Raw genomic sequence first — 6,569 nt, forward strand, 5'->3', positions numbered from 1 at the left:
ATGATGAGCTTAGCGCATGGTGACAAATTCCTCAGCCGAACTCGGATGAATGCCAATGGTGGCATCAAAATCGGCTTTGGTAGCTCCCATTTTGACGGCGATCGCCACCCCTTGGATGATTTCAGCGGCGTCTTCTCCCACCATATGCGCTCCTAGGACGCGATCGCTGTTACCATCGACGACGAGCTTCATCAGAGTACGTTCGTTGCGGCCACCGAGAGTATGATACATCGGCCGGAATTTCGAGCGGAACACTTGCACCGCATCCCCATACTGGTTCCGGGCCTCGGCTTCGGTTAAGCCAACGGTGGCGGCTTCGGGGGAGGAAAAGACAGCGGTGGGGATGTTCTCGTAACTCATCTCCCGAGATTTGCCGCCAAAATGGGTATCGGCAAAGACACGGCCTTCGTTAATGGCCACGGGAGTGAGGTTGACGCGATCGGTACAGTCGCCGACAGCAAAGATATGGGGTTCGGCGGTTTGGCTATAGTGATCGACGGCGATCGCTCCCTTCTTCACCTCCACCTTGGTGTTTTCTAAGCCTAACCCCTCTAAACGCGGTTTGCGACCGGTGGCCGAGAGGGTGATGGTATCGGCAACAATACTCCCCTCGTCACTATCGAGGTTCAGCGTCAGGCTTCCATCGTCTCGTTTCTCAACGGAGGTGATGTTGGTGTTGTTGAGGATGCGAATACCGTGGTTAACCATTCCCTCCTGAATCGAATCCCGCAGATCTTCATCAAAGCCATTGAGGATTTTTTCACGACGAATCACCACCGTCACCTCGGACCCTAAGCCCTTGAGGATACAGGCAAATTCTACGCCAATGTAGCCGCCACCGAGGACCACCAGATGCTTCGGCTGTTGGGGAAGATGGAACATTTCATCGGAGGTGACGGCATGTTCGAGGCCCGGAATGGCCGGTTTGATGGGTTTTCCCCCTACGGCGATGAGGATCTTCTCGGCGGTGATTTGGCGATCGCCGACTTGGATGGTATGAGAATCGACAAATTGCGCCGATTCCCGAAAGACCTGCACCTCGGACTTATCGAGCATCTTCTGATAGATGCCATTCAAGCGGGTCACTTCGTTGTTAACGGCGTTAATCATCTTGGACCAGTCCAGCTGACTCTGGACGGCACTCCAGCCGTAACCTACGGCATCATGGAAATGCTCGGGGAAGTGTGAGGCATAGACCATTAGCTTTTTGGGAACACAGCCTCGGTTGACACAGGTTCCCCCAAGGCGATCGTCTTCGGCAATGCCGACCTTAGCACCATATTCGGCGGCTCGGCGAGCGGTGGCAATGCCCCCAGAACCGGCCCCAATCACAAATAAGTCAAAGTCGTATGTCATAGAGTCTTTAGTCCTCTAAAGGTTTGCTGTTGGAAGGTTGCTGTTAAAATGTTGCTCTATTAGGTCGTTGCCGCAATAACCTAAAACGTCTGTTGCCATCCTATAACTTGCAAGGGTATTTTTTCATCGGAAATATCCGGGACTCCCGTTTCTGGGGAATCCCGGATGAGTTGAGGCGAAGACTCACCAGCAATGACTCGGGTAAGTCCTCACAGGTGAGGCATTATGCCGATTTCAGGTAGGTTTCGAGTTCTTCAGAACCGCCAACTAGCTGACCATCGACGAAGACTTGAGGCGCAGAAGTCTTGCCGGTCATGGCTTTCAGGGATGCGGTGGAAGCATCGCGGCCAAGGACGATTTCTTCGTATTCCCAACCTTTGTCGTCCAAGAGGGATTTGGCTTGGGCGCAGAAGGGGCAACCGACTTTCGAGAACAGGGAGACATGTTTGGGCTTGGCTTGAGGGTTGATGTAGCCCAACATGGTTTCAGCGTCGGAGACTTTGAAGGGATCTCCGGGTTCTTCGGGTTCGATGAACATTTTGTCGATGACGCCATCTTTGACATACATCGAGTAACGCCAGGAGCGTTTGCCGAAGCCGAGATCGGCTTTGTCCACTAACATTCCCATCTGTTCGGTAAAGTCACCGTTTCCGTCGGGAATGAGGGTCACGTTGTCACATTCTTGGTCTTTGGCCCATTCGTTCATGACGAAGGTGTCATTGACAGACAAGCAGACAATTTCGTCGACACCGTTTTCTTTAAAAACGTTGGCAAGCTGGTTGTAGCCGGGCAGGTGACTCGACGAACAGGTGGGGGTGAAGGCTCCAGGAAGGGCAAAGACGATCACGTTTTTGCCGTTGAAGATTTCTTTGCTATCGACGTCTTTCCATTCGCCATCTTGACGGGTGCGGAAGGTGACTTCAGGTACCCGTTGTCCGGTTTTATCTTGTAACATATGGGTTGAACTCCTTTTACTGACGGTGTACTAATCGTGTACTGACGGTGTTGGGTTAACGGTGTTGCCATTAACTCATAATCGTTATGAGTTCATAATAGAGGCGAATGGAGGGGCTGTCAAGTTTCTGGAGCAAACCGGGTCAAAATGCAGGTGGTATCGAGAAGCCAGTAGTGAGGGCTAGGGGCAACGTTGCAGCGATCGCCCAGAGTGGCCAGAACCGGCGTTTGACCTTGTTCTAGGGTGTGAAAGGCGCCTTGAATCGCTTGGATGAGGGGATCTTCTGGGCGCGGCGAGGTGGCCATGCGATTAAGCCAATAGTGCTGTTGTAGGCTATCGAGGCTAAAGTCGTCACGGCGAATCAGCCAATAGTCAATGTCGTAGTCAGCGATGAAGCGGCGGACGTGATCGGGGTGGGGACTGTACTGGGCCTGAATTAAGGCAATGAAGCGATCGCGTAGGATGGCGTAATAGCCCCAATGGTAGGGAATCATATATTCGAGTCCCGTCAGGATGGGCCGTCGTCCAAAACTGGGGATATTGTCAATCTCTGCATCCACTCCAGCCACGAGGCTATCGTTGGGAGTGTCCTGGAGGTAGCGATAAATTTCGGGGGCGGTTCCGTCGTAGTAAGCCGTTTGAAAGGACGTCCATAACCACAGCGGTGAGGCTACCACCCCGAACACCAAAATGAGAGCCAAGAGGCGATTGACGCCGCCTAGGAGGCGATGGGTTACCGGTTGAGTGAAGATCCCGTGGGCGATCGCCACCACAACGATTCCAGCCGCCAACGACAGGAGAACCCGTAAACTATGGTGGGTATAGCGACTAGGCAGATGCAAGCGAAAGAGCATCAGATGAGCCAGAACAAAGCCGCCGAGACTCGATAGCAGCAGTTGTAGCAGGACAGATTGGCCCCGTAACTTCGCGAGCAAGGGAAAGCGTTGTCGAACCCGCAACAGGAGCGGTAAAAGACCCCCCAGCCATAAGACTAAGGGCGTATAGCCGGGTATTAGGCCACTGCGATCGCTGCTCAACCAGAAATGAGCAACATCCTCATAAAAAAACGCACTGCGTCCCCGAGGCGCCAGTTCAGCTAAACTGAGACCTTGTTCACGAGTTAAGACTGGCCCCCAAGGATTAGACGACAGCAGATAGGGCGATAGCACCAGAACCACAGTCATCAATCCCAGCAGCACCAAGGGTCGTTTCGGGGCTGTTGTCTGAGCAATTCCCAACCCTTGTAACAGCAACACCCCCCCTTGTATCAAGACTAACTGGGGATAGAACAGACCCGTGACCAGGATGGCGATCGCCGTATAAACAGGTTTCTCCGACAATAGCCCCCATACAAACCCCAACAACAGCGGCACCACAAAGGCTCGGGGAGTCCCCGACACCAGATCATCCTTCATCCAGAGGCTCAGATTCAAAATCACACTGCTGACAAACCCCACCGACGGCACCGGAAGTAACCGCCAACTGACCTGTATCACCAAAACCGTCGTCAACAGAGACAACAGCAGCGGTAACAGCTTATTGAAGCTAAACGGATCAAATCCCAGGAGCGAGGCCAACTCGTAGAGATGGCGATACCCCCAAGGCGCAACAGACTGGAAATAATCAGCAATCCAATCATTGGGAAATAGTCCAGGTTCCTCAAAACGCTGCATCCAAAAGACATGTTGTCGAGCATCATCTTGGATACGATAGCGTCCCTGGCCGTCACGCCAGATGACCCCGGCCATCCCCCACCAGGTGATGAGGCTCAACCCAAACCAGAAGCGAGCCGAGAGCCACAGTTGCGTGAGTAATCCCATGGCCGCCATCAACGTTCCCGGCGGAACAGCCAAACCATCAACGCCACGACTCCCAGTTGTAGTGCTAGATTCGGCAAATCTGAGGCTAAATCGTTTCCCGCCGCCACCCGAGCCAGAAAGACAAAGGCCCCGAGGAGGCCCGAGGCTCCTAAACTGACATAGACAAAGAGACGAAAGCCTCGGTAAGGGGCTTTGGCTTCAGCGACTAAGCGCTGATATTTTTCTTCACTCAGTCCTTGGGCGGCTTTGGGGCGAGAGGAATAGGGTTGCGGATTTTGGTTCGTCATAGAAAGTCTAGGCAAAAAATACAAAGGACGGACGATCGGCAACAGATGGGTCAGTCCCAATCTTTATCCTATCGAGATTCTCCAATATCTTGAATTTCTTTAAAGTCCTGTACGAAACGAGCTTGACCTGAGTAGAATTGTAGGGTAAAGGTTTAAGTTTTCGAGAGTTTGCCAGAGGTTCCTGTCGTGCAATTACAACGAGTCGCCGTCCAACGTGTGAGTGGGGCCTATGCCCTGATAGATAGTCTAAAACGCCATGGGGTTCGCCATATCTTCGGCTACCCCGGTGGTGCAATACTTCCGATTTATGATGAGTTATATCGTGCTGAAGCCCAGGGTGGGATTCAACATATCCTAGTCCGTCATGAACAAGGGGCATCTCATGCCGCCGATGGCTATGCCCGGGCCACAGGACAGGTGGGGGTCTGTTTCGGAACCTCGGGTCCTGGGGCGACCAACCTCGTCACGGGGATTGCCACGGCTCACATGGACTCCATTCCGATGGTCGTGGTGACGGGACAGGTTCCCCGGAATGCGATCGGGACCGATGCGTTTCAGGAAACGGATATTTTTGGGATTACGCTGCCCATCGTTAAGCATTCCTATGTGGTGCGAGATCCCAATCAGATGGCGAGAGTGGTGGCCGAAGCTTTCCATATTGCCAGTACCGGCCGGCCGGGTCCTGTGTTGATCGATGTGCCGAAAGATGTGGGCTTGGCTGACTGTGACTATGTTCCCATTGAGCCAGGATCGTTGAAGTTACCGGGATATCGCCCGACGGTTAAGGGCAATCCGCGACAGATTGAACAGGCGATCGCCCTGATTCGTGAGGCCAAATCACCGTTGCTGTATGTCGGCGGTGGGGCAATTTCCGCCAGCGCTCATGCGGAACTGCTCGAGTTGGCGGAGCATTTTAACATTCCTGTCACTACAACCCTGATGGGGAAAGGGGCCTTTGACGAAAACCATCCCCTCTCTGTGGGAATGCTGGGAATGCACGGAACCGCCTATGCTAACTTTGCGGTGAGTCAATGTGATCTCTTAATTGCGGTTGGCGCCCGTTTCGACGATCGCGTCACCGGAAAATTAGATGAGTTTGCGGCTCGGGCTAAGGTGATTCATATCGATATTGATCCGGCGGAAGTGGGTAAAAATCGTGCCCCCGAGGTTCCGATTGTGGGCGATGTGCGGCAAGTTCTCATCGATCTGTTGCGTCGTCTGAAGGAACTCGGCCTGGGGATGGAGTCTCGTCAGACTCAATCCTGGCTCGATCGCATCAACCGCTGGCGCAAGGATTACCCCCTAGAGGTTCCTCAATATGCTGAGTTACCCTCGCCGCAACAGGTGATTGTGGAACTGCATCGCCAAGCCCCCAACGCCTATTACACAACCGATGTGGGGCAACATCAGATGTGGGCCGCCCAATTCCTCAAAAATGGTCCCCGTCGCTGGATTTCCAGTGCGGGATTGGGAACTATGGGCTATGGCCTACCGGCCGCGATGGGGGCTAAAGTGGCTCTCCCCGAGGAAGAGGTGATCTGTATTAGTGGTGATGGCAGTTTCCAGATGAACCTCCAAGAACTGGGAACGATGGCCCAATATGGCATCAACTTCAAAACCGTGATTATCAATAACGGTTGGCAGGGGATGGTTCGTCAATGGCAAGAAACTTTCTACGGGGAACGCTATTCTTCGTCCAATATGGAAGTGGGAATGCCGGATGTGGAACTTCTCTGTCAAGCTTATGGGCTGAAGGGGATTAAAGTCACCCATACGGATCAACTTCAGGATGCGATCGCCGAAATGCTGGCCTATGACGGGGCTGTGGTGATGGATGTCCGGGTTCATCGCACGGAAAACTGTTACCCCATGGTGGCACCGGGTAAGAGCAACGCGCAAATGCTGGGGCTACCGGAACAGAACACGTTAGAGCGGGCCGTTGAACTCGTGTATTGTCCCAATTGCAACGCGAAAAACGCCTCAACTAACCATTTCTGTCCTGAATGCGGCACGAAGTTATAGGGCGCGATCAACTGGGTGAGGGCGAGTGACTCGAAACTTGCCCTCACTGGGATGGGCGCTCAAAGCTGATGTTGATGAACAGCCGAGTCTTCCGATTCGGCTTCTAGCCCATAACTAGCAACGACTCTA

At 53.3% G+C, this 6,569-nt stretch carries 5 protein-coding genes; 1 reads left to right on the forward strand and 4 read right to left on the reverse strand.

Annotation, left to right across the window (positions count from 1 at the left end):
* Nucleotides 1–9 precede the first annotated feature (9 nt).
* The 4 genes from gor to R6U67_RS17555 form a co-directional block, all read right to left on the reverse strand.
* Nucleotides 10–1,356, reverse strand: a complete 1,347-nt coding sequence (gene gor, locus R6U67_RS17540) for a glutathione-disulfide reductase (protein WP_410253745.1) — start codon at nt 1,354–1,356, stop codon at nt 10–12.
* A 223-nt stretch (nt 1,357–1,579) separates the two neighbouring features.
* Nucleotides 1,580–2,311: a glutathione peroxidase gene (locus R6U67_RS17545; RefSeq protein ID WP_410253746.1), complete on the reverse strand. Its 732-nt coding sequence runs from the start codon at nt 2,309–2,311 to the stop codon at nt 1,580–1,582.
* Nucleotides 2,312–2,430: 119 nt separating this feature from the next.
* On the reverse strand, nt 2,431–4,164 hold the full coding sequence (locus R6U67_RS17550) for a hypothetical protein (RefSeq protein ID WP_410253747.1): 1,734 nt from the start codon (nt 4,162–4,164) through the stop codon (nt 2,431–2,433).
* Complete coding sequence (locus R6U67_RS17555; RefSeq protein ID WP_410253748.1) at nt 4,140–4,418, reverse strand: DUF3493 domain-containing protein; 279 nt, start codon at nt 4,416–4,418, stop codon at nt 4,140–4,142. The genes R6U67_RS17550 and R6U67_RS17555 overlap by 25 nt, the downstream gene beginning before the upstream one ends.
* 186 nt (nt 4,419–4,604) lie before the next feature.
* Between R6U67_RS17555 and ilvB the strand changes: the two genes are divergently transcribed.
* Nucleotides 4,605–6,440, forward strand: coding sequence for a biosynthetic-type acetolactate synthase large subunit (ilvB, locus tag R6U67_RS17560; protein ID WP_410253749.1), 1,836 nt, complete (start codon nt 4,605–4,607; stop codon nt 6,438–6,440).
* Nucleotides 6,441–6,569: the final 129 nt, after the last annotated feature.

The organism is Sodalinema sp. (genome assembly GCF_046483825.1).
Classification (GTDB): Bacteria; Cyanobacteriota; Cyanobacteriia; order Cyanobacteriales; family Geitlerinemataceae; genus Sodalinema.